Genomic DNA, 15,264 nt, shown 5'->3' with positions numbered 1-15,264 from the left:
GTCAGATCTCCTTGACCTCGCCGCGCCGCCGTTTCGAAGCGGCGGCCGCGGGCGATCGGTCGGCGTGGTACCTGGTCGGCCCGAACACGTCGTCGAGGAACGCCTCGATCTGACTGCCGTCGGGGAACGTGTCGTGCAGCCGGCCCAGCTCGCCCTGGAGCAGGGTGGTGCGCTGGCGCAGCCGGTCGGCCATCGCCGTGTGCCCGGCCCGGACGGCGCTGGCGGCGAGCTCGCGGCGCAGCCGGATCACGTAGATCTGGTTCGACTCGGCGGCACTGGCCCGGTCCGGGTGCCAGGGCAGGGCCCGGTCGGCGCGCAACGGGAAGATCCGTTCCACCGGGTCCTTCGGCGGCTCCGGGTCGGGTATCTCGTCCTCCGGCAGCCAGGTGCACTGGACCGAGCGGGCGACCTTGCCCATGAACTCCGGGTTCCGCTCGCGCGCACCGGCACGACGGTCACCCAGGGCGGCCTGGAGGCGCGGCAGCCAGTCGGCGAGCTCCGCCTCGCGGGCGTCGAGCCACTGGTCGATCATCTCGTCGGCGGTCTCCACACCCCGCTGCCGGGCCAGCGCGACGGCCTCGGTGAACGGGCCCAGGAAGTCACTGTTCAACGTGACCCCGGACCGGGCCGCGCCGGTGCCGACGGCGTTGAACAGCCGCTCCCACTCGCGCCAGGCGAAGACGGCGGCGGTGACCGTCTGCTGGATCGCGACCGCGCCGGTACGCCCCGACTCCAGAGTGAACGACGGAGCGAAGACGTCGACCGCGCACCGGCCGCGCGAGATGGCGACCTCGGTCTTCGCCGCGTTGACCAGGCGACGGAAGGCGTTGCGGTCCAGGACCTCGGCCTCCGCCTCACGATCGCGCAGCTCACCGAGGCGCTCCCGCGCCTCACCGACGAGAAGGCGCAGTTCTTCCAGGTACGGCAGCACGCGGCTGTGTTTCTGCGTGAGGCCGTGCTGCTCGGCATGCCGGGTGACGAGCCGCCGCAGTCGCCCGAGACCGCCGTCGCTCGCGTAGTCACGCAGCGGTCCCGCGATGCCCTGCTCCCCGGGCACCCGCCCGGCGATCTGCCCCCACATGCGGGCGGCGTGCGCGATCGAGGCCCGCCACTCGGCCGGGTCCCGGTGGGCGGGCAGCCGGATCGGTGGCGGCGCGAACCCGTCGGCCAGCGCCCACGCCGCCGCCACCGACACGATCGCCGTGGCATCGCCGGCGTCGGCGTTCGAGGTGGCCCGCTCGGCCTCGCGCCACAGCGCCTTGAGCCCGGTCAGGTGCGGGTGGTTGACGATGTCGGCGCTGCTCAGGGGTGCACGGTCGACGGCCAGGTCGGGTGCCGACTCCTCCAGCCGGTCGAAGCGGCTGATCAGCGCGAGCACCGCGTCACGGCGGCGGGCCGGGCCGCTGCCGCCGGGCCCGTGGTCGAGTTGCGCGAAGTCCATCCGGATCCGGCCCGGGTCGCTGGAGTCGGGCCGCTCCGGGTCGATCAGCACCATGATCGTGTTGAGGTGCGGCAGCGTGTTGCGCAGCAGGAACCGGTCCCGCATCTCCGACGGCGACGCGCCCCGGCCGGGGAAGTCGAGCAGCGCCACGTCGTCGTCGACCCGGTGCCGCTCGAACGGCCAGCAGCGCGCCGGCACCTCGACGGTCACGATCACCCGGTCCACCAGCGACGCGGTGGCGGCGAGGAAGGCGGGGTCGACCGGCCCGTCCAGGGTGATCGGCGGACGCTGCGGGGGCGGCTCCCAGCGGGGCACGTGTGCGGCCGGGCGGGCGACGATCGGCAGCAGCCCGTCCCGGACCGTCTGCCAGGGCATCCGCGCCGGTGCGCCGGTGACCAGCCACGGGTACGACACGGCGGCGTCGCGCAGCCCGATCAGCTCCCGCACCGGGACCCACAGGTCCTCGACGGTCCACGCCACCCGGCTGCACCAGTCGGTGATCTCCGCCCAGCCGTCGCCGGCCGGCTCCGGCAGGTGGAACCGGCGGGCCTCGGCGGCCAGCTCGTCCACCATCATCCTCTTGCAGGCGGCGAGGGTCTCCTGGTCGAAGTAGCGCACCTCCACCGGGTCACGCACCTGGGTACGCTCACCGGGCACCACGACCGGCCGCAGGACGGTGATGTTGCCGGTGGTCGCGTTCGACGTCGCCGGAAGCAGCCCCGCGTCGCCGAGGAGCGCCCCGAGCAGCACCGACTTACCGGTGGTGAACTGTCCGACGAACGCGATCGTCACCGGCTCGTCGGCGGCCGCCAGCACACGCCGGTGCGCCGCCGCTATCCGGTCGGCGAGGTCGGTGTCGAGGACGGCCCGCTCGTTGTCGCCGAGCACCTCCCCCGCCAGTCCCACTGCTTCGGCACGCATGGCCTTGATGGCCTGGCTGTCGGTCATCTCCCGGTCGTCCCCTCACGGATGCGGGCATTGTCTGCGGTCCGAGTAGCACACTCTTACCGAAACCGCGGACCGTGCCGCAACCACCGACCGATCACCTTTTCCGGGCTGTCGGACATCTGTCCCGCGGCCCTCGAAAATGGATCGTCCACAACCGATCAACGGCGACCCAGAGGCGCATTTCAGCAGGTCATGACATGACAGTGGGCATAATGAGGAAATCACTCACTTCATCGGAAACCAATCCGGAGAATCACCGCTTTCCACCGAACAGGGGAACGGTCCCGATACATTCAGGCACGGTAGCCGGAAAAGGGGCCGCGGTGAACCGCCGACCCCCCGATTCCGCCCGAAGGTGTCCGCCGCCCCCGCCGCGCGGACAGGTAGCCGGCGGGTGCGATGGGGTCCGGTCATGTCAGCCCCAGGTCATCTCGCCCTTGGCGACCTTCGCCCCGATCTGGGCAGCGATCAGCATGCCGTGGCCGGGGAAGCGGCGGATCAGCGCCTCGGTGAGGGCCGGACCGTCGGCGGCCGCGGCGAGCTCCTCCTCGAAGGCGATCAGGTAGTCGCGGGTGGCGGTGACGGCGGTCAGGTCCGCGGGGGTGCCGGGCAGGCGGTGCCCGGGAACGACCAGCGCCGGGTCGAGGGCGGCGATCTCGTCGAGCTCGGCGATCCACGCGGCGCGCTGCTCGGGCCGGGCGGTGTCGGCGGTCCAGACGTGCTCCGCCTGGAAGAGCAGGACTCCGCCGAGGACGGCCCGGTGGCCGGCCTGCCAGAGGTAGTGCCGGTCGGGCAGCGCCGGGGAGCCGCCGCGCAGCTCGAACACGTGACCTTCGAGGGTGAGGTCGCCGGTGAGCGGCGTGATGTCGACGAGACGGGTGGGCAGGTTGGCACCGGCCGACGCCCAGGCGGTCAGCTTCTTCGCATAGCTGCGCTGGATGTGCGCGATGACCTGCGGCGTGGCGACGATCGCGGCCTCCGGGAACGCGTCGGCGACCACCTCGGCCCCGAAGTAGAAGTCGGGGTCGCCGTGGCTGATGACGACGGTGGTGAGGCGCTTGCCGGAGTCGAGGATCGCGGCGACGAGGCGGTGGCCGTCGGCACGGGTGAACCCGGCGTCGACGAGCAGGGCGTCGGTCTCGCCGGTGACCAGGGTGGCGGTCTTGTTGCGACTGCCGACGGGGAAGTCGAGATCGTGGACGTGGAAGTCGAGCGTGCTCATGGGGGGCCTCCTCGGCGAATTTACCTGACAAGACAGTAACTGACGGATCAGGGACCCGGGAGAGGGTGTGCCGGGCGACACCCACCGGGGTAAGGTCACGGCAGCGTCGCGTGCCGGTGGCAGACCGTGTCAGGCATGGAGGCGCCGGACCGAAGGAGATCGACGTTGTCGTCGTACCCTTCGTCTTCGCGTGTCTGAGCGCGAGACGACCAGGCTCGTGGCCTGGGCTCAAGAAATGCGCGCGATCCACGCGCGCCTGCGAGACGCGTTGCGCCTGACCTCGGCGTCGGACGCTGTCGCCATCGATGACCTGCTGCTCTACTGCCGCGGGTTCTGCGCCGCCCTCGACGGCCATCATCGCGGCGAGGACCGTACCCTCTTTCCGGCCATCGCCGCGGCCCATCCGGATCTGCGGCCGGTCCTACGGTCCCTGGAACAAGACCATTCGATGATCGCCTACCTGCTCGGCGGCCTGCGGGCCGCCGTCGACCGATCCGCCGGCCCCGACGAGCTGCGGCAGCATCTCGACGGGGTGGGCGCGATCATGGAAAACCATTTCCGGTACGAGGAACGCATGCTCCTGACCGTGCTGGAGGCCCTCGACCTGGACGTGCCCATCGAGGAGGCACTCGGCCCGCTCGCCGGATGACCGGCCGCGGCGGTCCGGCGTCGAGGACGATGCCGACCGCCGCGGTTCACCCTGCGGCGTCCTCCAGGATCAGGTGCGGCAGCGTCTCGTACTGCGGCTGCCGCGGCACTCCCGGTGGGAGGACCCGCCGGACCGCCTCGAAGACCCGGCGCACCGCATCGTCGTCGTAGTCGAAGGTGGTCCGGGTGGCCCGCAGCAGCAGCCCACCCGTGGCCAGCTCGACGACGTCGGTGAACGCGCCGCTGTCACGCATCGCCGCCGCCCCGCCGAGCGCCACCGCGATGGCCGCCGGGCAGACCGTGACCCAGCCGTAACCACGCAGGTGGCGGCGGCTGTCGCGGAGGCTGTCCTCGTCCTCGCGGTCCAGCGCGTAGTCGAGATCGGTCGACGGGCCCATCCGGACGCGGTCGGCGATCTCCCCGTAACCCAGGTCGACGCGGTCGCCGATCGCCCGCACCAGACCGATCACGGCATCCGCGACCGCCGGCATCACCGACGGGTCGACGAGCCTGAGGGCTAGCGACAACTGGAGGTACGGCCCGTCGTGCCGCCAGGCATTGAGACGCACGTACTCGACCGGGCCGTGCGGCGGATCGTCACGGTAACCCCAGTTCGCGTAGGCGTCCTCCAGGCTCGGATGCATCATGTCCGCCCAGGATCGCCGCCGCACCTTGACCTCGTGACGCCCGGTGTGGCTGCGCCGGAAGCGGGGCGCCCCGGCCGGTCTGATCATCGGCCCGAGCGCCGCCTCGGCCAGGTCGTGCCACAGCTGGGCGATCTCCAGGTCCGCGGTGTCCAGGTTGACGACCGCCCACAGGACCGGCGGTGGCGGTCCCCCGTTGAGAATCCAGTCCGGTGCACGTGCCACACCCATGTCGTCTCCTCCCCCGATCCGCCGATCACAGTAGACGAGTCACGCGTCCGCGGCGGCGTGCACCCGCGATGGCCGGGTCGGTCCCGGCCGATCCTGACCGATCGCCCACCGAGAGCGGCGGCATATCGGTCAAGATCCGGTGTCCTCGGGAGGTGGACCGGGCAGGTGCACGGAACTCATCGGTCCCGGGGGCGGCCGACCACCATCGAGCCGTACAGGTCCGGGTCGAACTCGTCGGCGATCTGTGCGTCGAGCCGGGCGCCGAGGCCGTCGAGGACGCGGGTGAAGAACGACCGGGCAGCCGCCGCGTAGACGACGCCGGCGATGTCGGCATCCGAGAGCCCCACGGCCCGGAGCTCATCGACGTCGTCCTGCTCCACCGATGCCGCATCGGTCGCGACCTTCGTGGCGAACCGGTAGACGGCACGATCCTGCTCGTCGAGCGTGTCACCGTCCGGCGCCTCGGCGATCCGGTGCAGCGAGGTCTCGTCGCCGCAGATGTCGCGCAGGAACTTGGAGTGGGCGGCGGTGCAGTACGTCGAACGCAACGCCCGCGCCGCCGCGATGGTGGCCAGTTCGAACCGGCGCCGGTCCATCCCACCGCGGATGGCGGTGTTGAGCCCGTTCCACGCCTCGGCCACGTCGGGCCGATGCCCGAAAGCGCCGGCATAGTTCGGCAGGAAGCCCCACGCCGCCCGCTGCTGGCGGTAGTAGTCAGCTGTCGGGGCCGGCGCCCCATCCTCGGGAATCATCTCGATGAACATGTCCCATTGTGCGCCGGGCGGGCGGCCCACGGTGACCCGGACCCGGCGGGACGGAGGGTTGATCAGCGCAGACGGGTCGCTCTCGGGGTCAGGGGGCCGGCCAGATAGCCGGGGATCGCGGTCGCGTCGGTCGTGGCCACCGTCGCGTAGGTGCCGTCGAGTGACAGGGCCGCGCCGTCCCATGCGTACCGGGTGGTCAGGAAATCGTCGGACACCGCCGGGTACCAGTCGGCGACCCGCACCGAGACACCCGTCGGGAGCGTCACGGAGAGCAGCGACGAGCGGTCACCCGCCGGGTCGAACGCGTCGGAACGGTGCACGCCGACGATCGCCCGGGAGCCGTCGCGGGACAGAGTGCCCGAGATGATCTGGTCGCTCGTCGCGGTGGCACCCGGATCGCGGCTGGCCACGACGGTCGCCCCGGTGGTCAGGTCGCGCCGGTAGGCCTGCGTGAAGAACGAGCCGGAACCGGTCAGGTCATCCATCGACGTGAACAGCGCATACCGGCCGTCGGCCGAGAGATCGAGCATCTCACCCCAGGCGTCCGCGTCACCGTTCGCCCATGCCGAGACCATGACGGTGGTACGGGCGACAAGGTCCCGCCGATACGCGTGCGACGTGTACGAGCTCTGACCATTCGCGGTCAGCCCACCCGCCAGCGAGGTGAACCCCACGTACCGCCCGTCGTCGGAGATCACCGGACTGTCGCTGACGACGTCGGCCGCCGCCCCCGAGGTGGTGACACTGACCAGGGTGTTCGGGCCGTTCGCGACGATCACCTGCTCGGTGATCCCGTACCCGGTTCCGCCCCACAGCTCCGGCTCGGACGCCACGTAGGCGACAGCCGTACCCCCGCTGCTGACTGACGGTGAGTGACTGCCGCCCGCCGCCGGACCGCCCGCCGGACGGCTGATGAGCCGCACCGTCCCGGTGGTGCGATCGGCCAGGTAGACGTCGCTGCTGTCGTTGGTGTCCTCGCCGGTCAGCCGGGCCTCGGAGGTGAACGCGATCCACCGGCCGTCGGCGGAGATGTCCGGCTCCCAGCTCGCCCCGTCACCGGCCGTGCCGGCCGTCGTGCGACTGACCAGCGTGGTCGTCGCCGTGACCAGGTCGGTGACGTAGACGTCGGCCGGGTTGACGTCACCGGCCGTCACGAAGGCCACGTACCGCCCGTCGGCGGAGAGTGACGGTGAACCGGCGTCGGAGGAGAGCTGCCCACCGCCGGAGCTCCGGACGACCGGGATCGACTCGTTCAGCGCCGGGAGCCCGGGTGCCCGCACAGCCACTGTCACCACTGACGACGTCAGGGTGCCGGCGGCATCGCGTAGCCGTACCGTCGAGGGGTTTGCCGTTGTGGTCGACGCCGGGGTCCCGGAGACCGTGCCGGCCGCACTGAGGGTGAGGCCCGCCGGCAGTGCGCCGCCGGTGACGCTCCACGTGTAGGGCCCGACGCCGCCGGTGGCCCGCAGCGTCGCGCGGTAAGGGCGACCGGTCAGGGCGTCCGGCAGGCGGCGGGTCGCGGCGGTGGCCAGCGGAAGCGGCGTGGTCAGGGTGGAGAGCAGCAGGTTCGGGGTGCTCCCGGGCACCCCGGTGATCTTGTCGGGGGTCGCCGACGAGCTCAGCCGGGCCGCGACGACGGCCGGGGTGAGCTGCGGCTCGCGGCCCAGCATCAACGCGGCGGCACCGGCGACGTGCGGAGCGGCCATCGACGTGCCGGACATCGTGGTGGTGGCCGTCGACGACCAGGTCGCCGCGGACAGGACGCCGTCGCCCGGCGCGAGCAGGTCGACGCACGGCCCGCGGTTGGAGAACCAGGCCAGCGAGTCGTCGTCACTCGTCGCACCGACCGTCACCGCGGCCGGAACCCGGGCCGGGCTGTGCCCGCAGGCGTCGCCGCTGTCGTTGCCGGCCGCCGCGACCACCACGATCCCGTCGGCGATCGTCGCCTCGACGGCCTGCTCCAGCGCCGGTGACGGGTCTCCGCCGAGACTCATGTTGACCACGGCCGGGCCGGACGTGTGGTGCGCGATCACCCAGTCGAGCCCGGCGATGACCTCCTCGTCGGTGCCGCTGCCCTGGCAGTCCAGGACGCGCACCCCGATGATCGTCGCCCGTTTCGCCACGCCGTAGGCCGACCCGGCGAGCGTGCCGGCCACATGCGTCCCGTGGCCGTGACAGTCTGTCACGCCGAACGGGTCGTCGACGGTGCTGACGGGTGCGGACGCCCGGTCCCCGAAGTCACTGTGGGTGGGCATCACACCGGTGTCCACGACGTACGCGGTGACGCCCGCGCCGCCGCCGGTCCAGGTGTAGGCACTGTCCAGCGGCAACGAACGCTGGTCGACCCGGTCCAGGCCCCACGGCGCACCGGTCTGCGTGTCGCTGATCCGCACCTGGCGGACCGGGTCCACGGCGGCCACGGCCGGGTCGCGGCGCAGCTCGGCGACCTTCGCCGGGGTGAGGTCGGCGCTGAAACCGCGCAGCGCGCCACCGAACCTGTGGTGAGCCGTGACCTTCTTCGGCATGCTGCCGGTCAATCGCACGATGTACCGGGCCGTGGTCGCGGGCGCCGCCGCCGCCGGAGCGGCCAGGAATCCGCCGCCCAGAACCGCCGCAAGCACGGCGAATCCCCATCGGACAGTGCGAATCCCCTGGCACATACCGGCCTCCCCCGCCCGACCAAGCATCGAAGTCCATCGTGCTCGACGGCGGGACCGGCGGCCTAGTGCGAGGGGGCCGGGTGACGGATAGCGGACAGCCCGGCGACGGTCACGGCGTGGGTCGGCGGATCGGACCGACCGGGCGGACGGCGGCGGGCCGAGCCGGCCCTTTGACGGGCCGCGTCTCGCCGGTCCGCGTCACGCCGGTCCGCGTCACGCCGGTCCGCGTCACGCCGGCCGCCACGAGTTGCGCACCCCGGCCCGGGCCGCCACCAGCGAGACCCAGCGCTCCCCGACCCGGCCGACGACGCGGTAGCCGCCGGCACCGGGCGTGAACGAGGCCCGCAGGTAGGACATGCGACCCTCGATCAGGCGCTCACGGACCAGCGGCAGCGGCAGCGGCGACTCCAGCGTGAGCCGCTCGGTCCGCCACGCGCGCAGCCACTCCCTCAACCATCCAGCCACGTCGACATTGTCGGCCCCGGTGTCCATCGGACGCACCACGCCGCCGGATGAACCGTTCCCTGCCCGGCTGCCAGCGCTCAGGAGTGGCTTCTGTTCAGGTTTGACTGCACGGCTCGGAGCCATGACGTGGTCAGGGCCGGCTCGCCGTCCATCGCCCGGGCCAAGGCTCGGCGGCCGGTGGCGGAGCGGCCGTAGGTGACCAGGGCGGCCGCTTCGGCCAGGGCCTGACGGGTGAGTTCGTCACGGTTCGGGGTGTCGGACTCGGCCAGCCAGTCGTCGGGGCGGAACGAGCGGGTCAGCTTGTCCTGGTAGTCGCCGAAGTAGGACCACACCCTCGGGTTCAGGGACACGTTGATCACCGCCTTCGCCGGCAGCTCGCGGGTCCACGGGGCGTCCTGCTGCCAGCGGTATTTGTTCGGGCTGGTCTTGCCCCGGGACGTCACGCCGAGGAATCGCAGTTTGCGCCGGATCACGGGCCACGTCTCGTTCTCCTCGTCGATCCAGTCGCGGAGGAGGGCGAAGAGCTCGGTGAACGTCTCTCCCTCGTGGACCACGTCGACGAAGGTCACCGGGCGGGTCCGGCGGGCGAGGGCGTGCGGGGTCACCCCGACGGAGGCCAGGAGGGTGCGGGCGGCGGTGGTCTCCGCCGAGGTCAGGGGGCGTCGGCGCCACCGCCGGCCGGAACGGTCCCGATCCCGCATGAAGGAGACCGGCAACCGCAGCAGGGTCCGGCACTCCGCGCCGCCCAGCAGGTCGAACATGGAGTCGAGGGACCGCCCCACGAAGACCAGATCGCCGTCGCCGCTGCGGGCCACCACCTTCGCGGCGCACTCCACGAGCTCGTCGAGGAACCACAGGTTGGGCTCCCTGGTGCCGTCGAGCATGGTGCCCAGCTGAGCGGGCGTCACCAGATCCCATCGAAACGGCATCCCGCCATGCTGGCATCGGCGTTCCCGGCCCGCGACCGGGTATCGCGGGCCGGACCGCGGTCAGAGGAAGCTGACGTTCTGGGCCAGGGCCAGGGTGCTGGAGTAGTTGACGGTGTTGGTGGCCCGCCGCATGTAGGCGCGCCACGCGTCCGACCCCGACTCGCGGCCGCCGCCGGTCTCCTTCTCGCCGCCGAACGCGCCGCCGATCTCCGCCCCGGACGTGCCGATGTTGACGTTGGCGATACCGCAGTCGGAGCCGTCGGCCGCGAGGAACCTCTCGGCCTCCTGCTGGTCCCGGGTGAAGATCGACGACGACAGACCCTGCGGTACGTCGTTGTGCAGGGCCACCGCCTCCTCGAACGTGTCGTAGGTGAGCACGTACAGGATCGGCGCGAACGTCTCCTCCCGGACGACGCCGGACTGCCGGGGCATCCGCACGATGGCCGGTTCGACGTAGGCGCCACCGGCCGTGTCGAGGCGGCGGCCCCCGGCGACGATCTTGCCGCCGTCGGCCTGGGCACGGTCGAGAGCGGCGGTCATCGCGTCCGCGGCCGCATCGGTGATCAGCGGCCCGACCAGGGTGCCCTCGGCGAACGGGTCCCCGATCGGCAGCCGGCCGTAGACGCCGGCCAGCCTCTCGACGAGTTGGTCGGCGACGTCACGGTGCACGATGAGCCGCCGCAGCGTGGTGCATCGCTGCCCGGCGGTCCCGGCGGCGGCGAACACGATCCCCTGCAGAGCGAGTTCGAGATCGGCGGAGGGGGCGACCACCGTCGCGTTGTTGCCGCCGAGTTCGAGCAGCACCCGGCCGAACCGTGCGGCGACACGCGGCGCGACCTCACGGCCCATCCGGGTCGAGCCGGTCGCGCTGACCAGGGCGACCCGCGGGTCGTCGACGAGCTGGGCGCCGACGTCGCTGCCGGCGAGCAGCAGCCGGTGCAGCTCACGCGGCGCACCGGCCTGTTCGATCGCGCGGTCGAGCAGGTGGCTGGAGGCGAGGGAGACGAGCGGGGTCAGCTCGCTGGGCTTCCACACCACGGCGTCGCCGCAGACCAGGGCGACGGCCGTGTTCCACGACCAGACGGCCGCGGGGAAGTTGAAGGCCGAGATCACTCCGACCACACCGAGCGGATGCCAGGTCTCGGCGAGGCGGTGGCCGGGCCTTTCCGAGGCGATCGTACGGCCGTAGAGCTGCCGTGACAGTCCGACGGCGAACTCACAGATGTCGATCATCTCCTGGACCTCGCCGAGCGCCTCGGAGCGGATCTTCCCCGCTTCGACGGTGATCAGATCGGCAAGATCGGATTTATGGGTACGGAGCAGTTCCCCCAGCGTGCGCACGAGGTCGCCACGGGCCGGCGGCGGTGTGACACGCCACGTGCGGAACGCCTCGGCCGCCTCCCCGATCGCCTGTCCGGCCTGCTCGGCGGTGGTGGCCCGGAGCCCGAACAGCCGCTCGCCGGTGATCGGTGACCTCGCGTGCAGGTCGTCGCCCTCGGGGACGGTCACACCGATCCGGTCGAGGGCGGCCCGGGCACGGTCACGCAACTGCTGGGTGGTCGGCAGGTCGGTCATCAGATGTCCTTCAGCGTCGTCAGGTTCAGGTCGGCGGCGACCGCCTCGATGGAGGCGGCCTGCTCACGTGCGTACAGATGGAAGGGGTTGTGGATGTCCCGGCCGATCACCCCGGCGAGCCAGTCCTGGTCGTAGTCGACGCCGGCCGCCAGGGTGTCGCGGCTGCCCTCGCCGCTGAGGTTGGACTGGAAGATCCCGGCGGCCGAGCGGGGCAGGAAATCCTCGTAGACGATCGGGGTAGCCGTGACCCAGCCCTGTTCGACCAGGTCGGGAAGGGTTTCCGGGGGTGTTCCGTCCGGCCGGGCGGGGTTGACGGTGTAGGTGAAGTAGGCGAGTCCCCGCTCGCGCAGCCCGGCTTCGGTGTCGGGCAGGCCCCGCTCCCAGACCTCGACGGCCACGTCGGCGCGGCTGCGCCCGGGAGTGCCGGCCAGTGTCCGGTCGATCTCGGTGAGCAGCTCGTCGTACCGTGACCGGCCCTCCGGGGTGAGAGCGACGCCGCGTGCCTCGACCTCGCCGAACCGGACGCGCAGCGCGCCGGTGTTGACCGTGCCGTCGGTCTCGCGCATCGCGCGCGGCTCGGCCAGCGCCCGGAACGACGTCTGCCGCAGCAGGACGTCGGGGCCGTGCCAGCGGGGTGGGCCCTGGATGGTGTCGATCATCTCGATGCCGCGGTCGGTCATCCGCCGGTAGAGGTCGTCGATGTCGAGCACGCGCGGGGTGAGGTGGTTGATGTGGGTACTGCGGACGCCGCCGATGTCGGCCGCGACCGCGGACACGGCTTCGAGTTCGGCGTACCAGGCGCGGTCGACGGGTTCCGGTGACAGTTCGAAGGCCTGGACGGCGAGTTCGAGGAAGCGCTCGGCGTCGTCCTCGGGCAGGCCGTGCCCGGCTTCGGCACGGTCGGCGAGAGCGAGCAGTTCGGGGCCGAACAGTTCCCGGCCGGCGAGGAACGTCTCCAGCCGGGACCGCAGATCGGGGCCGAAGAACCGCGGGTCGGCCGGCGTCAGCATCGAGGTGAAGACCCGGAACGGGTTACGGGCCAGCTCGTCGGCGTCGACCGGGCGGAACGCCGTGGAGATCACCGGGACGGCGCTCTTCGCGGCCTCGCGCAGGTCGTAGAAGCCGACCGGGCGCATGCCGAGCGCGCCGAAGATCCGGGCCACCTGGGCGAGCTCGGCCGGGGTGCCGACCCGGATCGCGCCGTGGCGTTCGGCGGTGATCCGGTCGATCGTGCCGAGCCGTTGCGCCTGGTCGCCGTCGCGGCCGACGACGTCGCGGTTAACTTCTTCGGAGACCTGGACGAGGGTGTTGTAGGCGGGCACCTCCTGGCCGTACATCGTGGAGAGACGCCGGGCGAAGGCGGCCCGCAGCTGCCATGGGGCGATCGTGCTCATCGGGTCCTCTCAGACGATGTGCGTCTCGGGCCGGCCGGACGCGCCGGCGGCAAAACGGTCGGTGGACAGCGGTGACACGTCCACGAACGGGGTCCGGTCCAGGTAGAGGTCACGGATGACCTCGCCGACCGCCGGCGCCTGCAGGAAACCGTGGCCGGAGAAGCCGGTGGCGTACAGGAAGTTCCCGGACCGGCCGATGATCGCGTTGTGGTCCGGTGTGACCTCGTAGAGGCCGGCCCAGCCGTTGCACAGGCCGACGTCGAGCAGGCCCGGCGCGCGCCGCCCGATGGCCGCACCGAGCCGGGGCAGCCAGTCGTCGGAGTAGTCGAGGTGGAAGCCGGGTTCCTGCTCCGGGTCGGACATGCCCATCAGCAGACCACGGCCCTCCCGGTGGAAGTAGTAGGTCGACGAGAAGTCGATGGTGAACGGCACGACCTCGGCCAGATCGGGCATCGGCTCGGTGAAGATGATCTGCCGGCGCAGCGGGACGACCGGCAGGTCCACCCCGGCCATCGTGCCGATCGCCGCCGACCAGGCACCGGCCGCGCAGATCACCGCGTCGGCCTCGATCGGGCCGCGGTCGGTGTGCACCGTACGGACCTCGCCGCCGGCCGTGTCGATGCCGGTGACCGTGACCCCGGTCCGCAGGGTAGCCCCGTGCCGGCGGGCGCCGGTGGCGTAGCCGAGCACCACCGACTCCGGGGTGCAGTGGCCGTCGTCGGGTGAGAATGCGGCCGCGAGCAGGCCGTCGGTGTCGATCAGCGGGGACATCGCCTTCGCCTCGGCGACGTCGATCATGCGGCTGGTGACGCCGAGTTCGTTCTGCAGTCTGACGTCCTGCTCGAACGACTTCACGTCCTCGGGGGTGGAGAGCAGGAACAGGTAGCCGACCCGGTGCAGGTCGATCTCCTGCCCGGGATGTTGCGGGAACCGGCCGAACGCCTCCAGGCTGCGGGCGCCCAGCTCGATGTTGATCCGGTCGGAGAACTGCGCACGGACGCCACCGGCGGCCTTGCACGTGGAGCCGGTGCCGAGGTCGGCACGTTCGAGGAGCACGACGTCGCGTACGCCCGCCTCGGCCAGATGGAAGGCGATGCTGGTGCCGATCGCACCGCCGCCGATGATCACGACCTTGCCCATGTCTCATGGTCGGCCGCCGGTTTCGTTGACGTCCATTCCTGATCTGCCGACGAAATCGTTTAGCTTTTCTATATGGACTGGACGAGCGTGCAGCTGCGGTCGCTGGTCGAGCTGCGCCGCCGGGGCACGGTCACCGCGGTCGCGGCCGCGCTCGGCTACACCGCCGGTGCCATCTCCCAGCAGCTCGCCGTGCTCGAACGGACGGCCGGGGTGCCGCTGCTGCGCCGGGTCGGGCGGCGGGTCGAGCTGACCGACGCCGGTCTGGCGTTCGCCGGGCACGCCCAGCGGATCCTCGACATCGAGGCGGAGGCCACCGCGGCGCTGGAGCGCAGTGCCGGCCGGGTCGCCGGTGAGGTGCAGATGGCGGTGTTCGCGACGGCGGCCGCGGAGATCCTGCCGGTGCTGCTCGCGCGGGCCGGGCAGCGACATCCCGGCCTGGTCGTACGCAGCCGGGAGCTGGTGGTCGACGACGTCTACGGCGCGGTCGCCTCGGGTGTCGTCGACCTGGCCGTCGGGCTGGAGTATCCGGACGTCCCGATCCGGCGGGACCCGTCACTGCGGGTCGTACCGCTGCACCGGGAACGGTTCTCGCTCGCCGTGCCGACCGGCCTGCTGGCCACCGGCGGGCCGGTCAGCCTCGCCGGGACCGGGCCACCGCTCGGGTGGATCCTGCCGCCCGAGGACACCCACTACGGCCTGGCGATCCGGACCGTCTGCCGGCGCGCCGGGATCGAACCGGAGCTGCGGCACGAGGTCGTCGACACGGCGGTGTCGCTGGCACTGGTCGAGGCAGGCATCGGCATCAGCACGGTCACCAGCCTGATGCTGCGGTTGCGGCCGTCCCGGTTCGACGTGCACCCGCTCACCGAGGTCTTCGAACGCGACATCGTCGCGGTGCTGCGCTCATCGGCCGAGCAGCGGCCCAACGTCGCCGCCGTCGTCCAGGTGCTGCGGGAACTCCAGCTCGAACCCGTCGGCCGCCAGCCCGGCCAGGAACCCGGCCGGGTCGGCCAGGTTCTCGATGTGGGTGACACCGGGACGTAGGCCGGGCAGCCGCCGGACGACGTGGGCGGCGGCCAGGCCGATGGCGCGGCTCTGGCCGCGGCCGCGCACCTGGGCCGCCGACTGCCTGGCCCGGACGCTCATCGCCTGAGCCTCGCTGGCATCCCTGGTTCTGATTTCGAACTTCCGGCCATTCGAGGC

12 protein-coding genes are annotated in these 15,264 nt (G+C 71.9%); 2 read left to right on the top strand and 10 right to left on the bottom strand.

The genetic code is table 11. The annotated features are described in order from the left end of the window. Position 1 precedes the first annotated feature (1 nt). Both ACFO0C_RS16565 and ACFO0C_RS16560 read right to left on the bottom strand, forming a co-directional pair. Positions 2-2,389 (bottom strand): hypothetical protein, encoded by a 2,388-nt coding sequence (locus ACFO0C_RS16565; RefSeq protein WP_378067517.1) that lies wholly within the window; start codon positions 2,387-2,389, stop codon positions 2-4. Between the two features lie 415 nt (positions 2,390-2,804). Next, positions 2,805-3,611, bottom strand: a complete 807-nt coding sequence (locus ACFO0C_RS16560) for an MBL fold metallo-hydrolase (RefSeq protein WP_378067516.1) — start codon at positions 3,609-3,611, stop codon at positions 2,805-2,807. Between the two features lie 190 nt (positions 3,612-3,801). On the opposite strand from ACFO0C_RS16560, the gene ACFO0C_RS16555 reads away from it, so the two are divergent. Then, entirely contained in the window at positions 3,802-4,260 is a 459-nt protein-coding gene (locus ACFO0C_RS16555) for a hemerythrin domain-containing protein (protein ID WP_378067515.1), read from the top strand. A 46-nt stretch (positions 4,261-4,306) separates the two neighbouring features. Here ACFO0C_RS16555 and ACFO0C_RS16550 read toward each other — a convergent pair whose 3' ends face one another. The 8 genes from ACFO0C_RS16550 to ACFO0C_RS16515 all read right to left on the bottom strand — a co-directional run bounded on the left by ACFO0C_RS16550 (position 4,307) and on the right by ACFO0C_RS16515 (position 14,061). After that, positions 4,307-5,134 (bottom strand): hypothetical protein, encoded by an 828-nt coding sequence (locus tag ACFO0C_RS16550; RefSeq protein ID WP_378067514.1) that lies wholly within the window; start codon positions 5,132-5,134, stop codon positions 4,307-4,309. A 176-nt stretch (positions 5,135-5,310) separates the two neighbouring features. Continuing rightward, complete coding sequence (locus ACFO0C_RS16545; RefSeq protein ID WP_378067513.1) at positions 5,311-5,886, bottom strand: carboxymuconolactone decarboxylase family protein; 576 nt, start codon at positions 5,884-5,886, stop codon at positions 5,311-5,313. Between the two features lie 74 nt (positions 5,887-5,960). Further along, positions 5,961-8,519 carry a S8 family serine peptidase gene (locus tag ACFO0C_RS16540; protein ID WP_378067512.1) on the bottom strand — a complete coding sequence of 853 codons (2,559 nt, stop codon included), beginning with the start codon at positions 8,517-8,519 and terminating at the stop codon, positions 5,961-5,963. Positions 8,520-8,786: 267 nt separating this feature from the next. After that, the gene (locus ACFO0C_RS16535; protein WP_378067511.1) at positions 8,787-9,023 is read right to left on the bottom strand and encodes a hypothetical protein; all 237 of its coding nucleotides are present in this window, start codon (positions 9,021-9,023) and stop codon (positions 8,787-8,789) included. Positions 9,024-9,100: 77 nt separating this feature from the next. After that, positions 9,101-9,952 (bottom strand): hypothetical protein, encoded by an 852-nt coding sequence (locus ACFO0C_RS16530; RefSeq protein WP_378067510.1) that lies wholly within the window; start codon positions 9,950-9,952, stop codon positions 9,101-9,103. Between the two features lie 60 nt (positions 9,953-10,012). Next, the gene (amaB, locus tag ACFO0C_RS16525; protein ID WP_378067509.1) at positions 10,013-11,527 is read right to left on the bottom strand and encodes an L-piperidine-6-carboxylate dehydrogenase; all 1,515 of its coding nucleotides are present in this window, start codon (positions 11,525-11,527) and stop codon (positions 10,013-10,015) included. Continuing rightward, on the bottom strand, positions 11,527-12,921 hold the full coding sequence (gene hglS / locus ACFO0C_RS16520) for a 2-oxoadipate dioxygenase/decarboxylase (protein WP_378067508.1): 1,395 nt from the start codon (positions 12,919-12,921) through the stop codon (positions 11,527-11,529). Before hglS ends, amaB begins: the two co-directional genes overlap by 1 nt. A 9-nt stretch (positions 12,922-12,930) precedes the next feature. Then, the gene (locus ACFO0C_RS16515; RefSeq protein WP_378067507.1) at positions 12,931-14,061 is read right to left on the bottom strand and encodes an NAD(P)/FAD-dependent oxidoreductase; all 1,131 of its coding nucleotides are present in this window, start codon (positions 14,059-14,061) and stop codon (positions 12,931-12,933) included. Between the two features lie 72 nt (positions 14,062-14,133). Here ACFO0C_RS16515 and ACFO0C_RS16510 point away from each other — a divergent pair, with 72 nt between their 5' ends. Continuing rightward, positions 14,134-15,105, top strand: a complete 972-nt coding sequence (locus ACFO0C_RS16510) for a LysR family transcriptional regulator (RefSeq protein WP_378067506.1) — start codon at positions 14,134-14,136, stop codon at positions 15,103-15,105. Positions 15,106-15,264: the final 159 nt, after the last annotated feature.

It is taken from the genome of Actinoplanes subglobosus, assembly GCF_042650585.1.
GTDB lineage: Bacteria > Actinomycetota > Actinomycetes > Mycobacteriales > Micromonosporaceae > Actinoplanes > Actinoplanes subglobosus.
The sequence above is the reverse complement of the archived record's forward strand: the minus strand, read 5'-3'. Positions and strand labels throughout refer to the sequence as shown.

What these genes read in the sequence shown, in the direction of transcription:
- ACFO0C_RS16565 (WP_378067517.1), bottom strand. Translation starts at nt 2,389, where the DNA reads ATGACCGACAGCCAGGCCATCAAGGCCATGCGTGCCGAAGCAGTGGGA.
- ACFO0C_RS16545 (WP_378067513.1), bottom strand. Translation starts at nt 5,886, where the DNA reads ATGATTCCCGAGGATGGGGCGCCGGCCCCGACAGCTGACTACTACCGC.
- ACFO0C_RS16560 (WP_378067516.1), bottom strand. Translation starts at nt 3,611, where the DNA reads ATGAGCACGCTCGACTTCCACGTCCACGATCTCGACTTCCCCGTCGGC.
- amaB (WP_378067509.1), bottom strand. Translation starts at nt 11,527, where the DNA reads ATGACCGACCTGCCGACCACCCAGCAGTTGCGTGACCGTGCCCGGGCC.
- hglS (WP_378067508.1), bottom strand. Translation starts at nt 12,921, where the DNA reads ATGAGCACGATCGCCCCATGGCAGCTGCGGGCCGCCTTCGCCCGGCGT.
- ACFO0C_RS16530 (WP_378067510.1), bottom strand. Translation starts at nt 9,952, where the DNA reads ATGCCGTTTCGATGGGATCTGGTGACGCCCGCTCAGCTGGGCACCATG.
- ACFO0C_RS16510 (WP_378067506.1), top strand. Translation starts at nt 14,134, where the DNA reads ATGGACTGGACGAGCGTGCAGCTGCGGTCGCTGGTCGAGCTGCGCCGC.
- ACFO0C_RS16550 (WP_378067514.1), bottom strand. Translation starts at nt 5,134, where the DNA reads ATGGGTGTGGCACGTGCACCGGACTGGATTCTCAACGGGGGACCGCCA.
- ACFO0C_RS16515 (WP_378067507.1), bottom strand. Translation starts at nt 14,061, where the DNA reads ATGGGCAAGGTCGTGATCATCGGCGGCGGTGCGATCGGCACCAGCATC.